The sequence below is a fragment of the Kaistella yonginensis genome (assembly GCF_030409525.1).
In the GTDB taxonomy this organism is placed as follows: Bacteria; Bacteroidota; Bacteroidia; order Flavobacteriales; family Weeksellaceae; genus Kaistella; species Kaistella yonginensis.
This window is the reverse complement of record NZ_JAUFQB010000037.1, coordinates 1-3590: the sequence shown is the minus strand read 5'-3', so window position 1 is coordinate 3590 and position 3590 is coordinate 1. Positions and strand designations below refer to the sequence as shown.

Sequence of the window (3590 nt, the reverse complement as noted above, 5' to 3'; positions counted from 1 at the left end):
GCACTAATTTACGGATAATATTCTATATATCAAACACTTAAATACATAAAAAAGTGCTTTTTTATGTATTTTATTTTTATTACATTTGGTTGTGCAACAAGCACAAGGGTTTTGCAATAGTGGGGCGAAACTGCAAAGTTCAACTATAGTTCTTCGGTTCAACTTTTGTGCAAAATTGAAGATTTGTGCTTCGATTGCCCCACCATCGCAAAGCCCCGAAACGTTAGCAGAAAGTGTTACCAATCTACACTTTATCAGCATAAAATAATATTTAATTAACTTAAAAAAAACAAAAGAATAAAAATGAAATTCAATTTTATTTCCATTGCAATTGTAATAATTGCATTATTATTTACTTATGGTTGTAGAACCGAATCATTGTCAGATGAAAACACTATACAAACTGTTCAGTTAAAAACAGACACAACTGGAACGTATAAAATGAAAGATGTTCCGATTTTTAAAAATTATTTACAACAAAAATTTATTGAAGAAAATAAAAATTCACAGGAATATACTAATCTTTTAAATGATGACCAAATAGTTGAGGTAATTAATAAAAAAGACAAAATATCATATAGTACTCTTTTAGAAAAAGGAAATTCGGTTTTCGAGTATCTTATTTTCACAAAAAAAGAAGATAAAGAGCAACTTATAATTGCTGAATTAAAATCTGACAAAGAAATTTCTCATCTTACTTTATCTACATTTACAGGATTTGTTTCATATAAAGAAATTAATGAAAAGGTAATTGGAAAAGAAAGATTTGAAAATGGAATACCTGTCAAAATCAACTCTAAATCGGTCTGTGGATGGGTTACGACTGCCGTTTCTTGTGCAGCAGGCTTACATTTTCCCGGAGAATCTTGTGCATATGCTGGTAAAACAGGTGCTGCATATTATCAAACCGAAACAATACCTTGTGGTAGCGGAAATGAGCATCAGGAATATATAAACCCAGATTGGGGAGGTGGAGGTGGAGGAAATGGTACTAATCCATTTCTATTATCTCCTCCAGAAGCACTCAATCATTATTTACAAAATAGAGGGGAAGCATCTCTTACATCACAGCAAATAAATTTTCTAAATAACAACTCTACTATAGCTAACGAATTGAAGTATTATTTTCTGGTAAGCGATTTCAATCATCAATACATTCCTACTACTTTTTTGCATTGGTCTATGAATTTTTTTATGCAGAATAGTTCTAATGGTATTTCAAATGTTTCATGGACGCAATTCCAAAACTGGTTTATGAATCCAAACGGTACACCAAATTTAAATCTTGAAAGTTGGTTTATTACAAAGACAGAAGGCCAAGATGGAGAATATATTGACAATATTGATAATGTTTTATCCACCATTAATTATCAAACTAGGCAAATGCCAACATATTCTCAGTATATTTCTAATTATCCAAAATTAGATTACCCAGGATACCCAGGGTATTATCAACAAATGCCTGCTTCACAAGTGTACACTATTGTTGGTAATCCTTTACTGCAGTTGTATCTCGATAAAGGTGGTGATAAACCAGGTAGCCCTTATAGAAATGCATGTACGGTAAGATGGTCTTTAGCAATGAATCGCTTAGGAATTCTGATCCCAAACAATTCAGAAAGTTTAAGAGGTGCTGATATGAATGGACAGTCACGTTATTATTATATACGAGCAACAACAGCAAATGATGCGATGGTAAAAATTTTCGGAGAACCAAAACATAGTAATGTATTAACAGGAGCCGCTGCAAATGATCCAAAAACTGTTATGGATTTTCTTAATGGAAAAACAGGAATTTATGTTATTGTTAATGCTGACCCAAACAAAGCTAAGTATACTGGACATGTTGATATTATACAAAATGGCCATGTTCCAGGTGGTTCCAATCATGAAAATGTTCCAGGAGGAATTAAATCTATTAAAATTTGGGAATTCACTCCTTAATAATTGAATACTATGAAAACAATATTAATTTTATTAATCTCAATTTTTACATTTTCTTGTGTTTCGGCTCAGGAAAATGAAAAATTAGAAAAAATAAAAATTGGTAAATATAAATATGAAATATATTTAAAAGAAAACTGGTTTTATGAAGAAAATAAGAGTTTCATAAATTATATTTTGAGATTTAAAAATAGAGAACGGTTTTTAGGAAACCATCTAACATATAGGAAAACAGGATCTTCTAAAAACTATGAAAAAAAGGTTAGTGAAGAATTACCGCCAGATATGCGCTCCACTTATAAAGATGGCGTCATCTTAAGCGAAGGAAATATTACTATTGATGAAAAGAATAAAGAAATTGTTATATTAGAAAAAACATTTTATAAAGATGAAGACTTTGAAGATAACCCAGATTCTACAAAACGGATTTACAAGCAAAAAAAAGATGGTTATTTTGAATTAATTAAAATTATTGAAAATAAGAATGGACAAGAATCTATAGTATTAAAAAAATAGAGATTAATAATATCGTAAAAACTTGACTTTCAGTCAAGTTTTTTGTTTTATTACTATCTCACCTAATCAAAATTTTTTCTATATTTGAAATACTAACAATTAAAAACAAAACATTAACAACTTCTAAAAGATGAATAAAATACATATTTAAAAAACACCTTCTGCTAACAAGCTATTTCTATTAGCGGGGTCGAAGTTTACATCATAAAGATTTTCGCTAGTTGTTCTTTTTGTTATATTTACAAAAAGAAGTTATAAAAATCCCCGCCAACAGAAATACCCAACCGTTATCTGCCATATTATAAAAAATCGTGTCTAAAAACAAAAACTTTTACATTTTAGGGATTTCAATAACAGTAATAACTGTTTTGCTAATTGGAATTGCTCCAGGCACAATTTACTTTTATTTACTTCCTGTAATATTTCTAATTATCGGTTTGATAATTATTTGGATTAGTAGAACAGCAGTCAAAAAAAAAATATTTTGGACAATTTTTCCAATTTTCACAATTCCATCATTACTATTCATCTGGAGACAAATAAATACTGTTCCTCCCGAAGAATTTTTAATTCCAGAAAATTTTAAAGGAAGAGTTAGCATAATTTACGAACTAAATTGCGCACCCGAAATAAAAAAAATTGATGGAAAAATTATTTATATGATTCCAAATGGAGGTATTTTATTAATTTCTAACAAATTAAAAAGTGGATTTATTAATCAAAAATATTATTTTGTAAACAACAATGGAAATAAATCAGAAATTCCACAAATGGACACAAGAGATTTCAATGAAGAATGGACATTAGAAAAAAATCCAAAAGAACCTTCACGAAAAATTGTGGGAGTTTTTGGTTGGGGAAGTCTTGGAAACTATGCTGAATCTGTATCTTCCCAAAAATACAATTATCAAGAATTCTTTATTGGCAGTTATAACGATTTAAAATTTGAAGATTTTAAAGAAAGTTTACATTTTGACTCCTTAAAAATCCAAAAAGCAAAGGATTGTGAAAAAAAATACGGCAGATAACAAGGGTAACCGTTGCACAACCCCAATATTTTCGAGATTACCCAAAATTTATAACAAAAAACGACCTCTTTTAAAGCGATTTAAGGGAGCTTTGTTTTTGGT

At 29.4% G+C, this 3590-nt stretch carries 3 protein-coding genes; all 3 read left to right on the top strand.

The window, feature by feature from the left end; genetic code table 11:
- Positions 1-303 precede the first annotated feature (303 nt).
- The 3 genes from QWY78_RS09295 to QWY78_RS09285 all read left to right on the top strand — a co-directional run bounded on the left by QWY78_RS09295 (position 304) and on the right by QWY78_RS09285 (position 3488).
- Entirely contained in the window at positions 304-1944 is a 1641-nt protein-coding gene (locus QWY78_RS09295) for a T6SS effector amidase Tae4 family protein (RefSeq protein WP_290219109.1), read from the top strand.
- 12 nt (positions 1945-1956) lie between these two features.
- The gene (locus QWY78_RS09290) at positions 1957-2460 is read left to right on the top strand and encodes a hypothetical protein (protein WP_290219106.1); all 504 of its coding nucleotides are present in this window, start codon (positions 1957-1959) and stop codon (positions 2458-2460) included.
- 311 nt (positions 2461-2771) lie between these two features.
- Positions 2772-3488, top strand: a complete 717-nt coding sequence (locus QWY78_RS09285; RefSeq protein ID WP_290219104.1) for a DUF6843 domain-containing protein — start codon at positions 2772-2774, stop codon at positions 3486-3488.
- Positions 3489-3590: the final 102 nt, after the last annotated feature.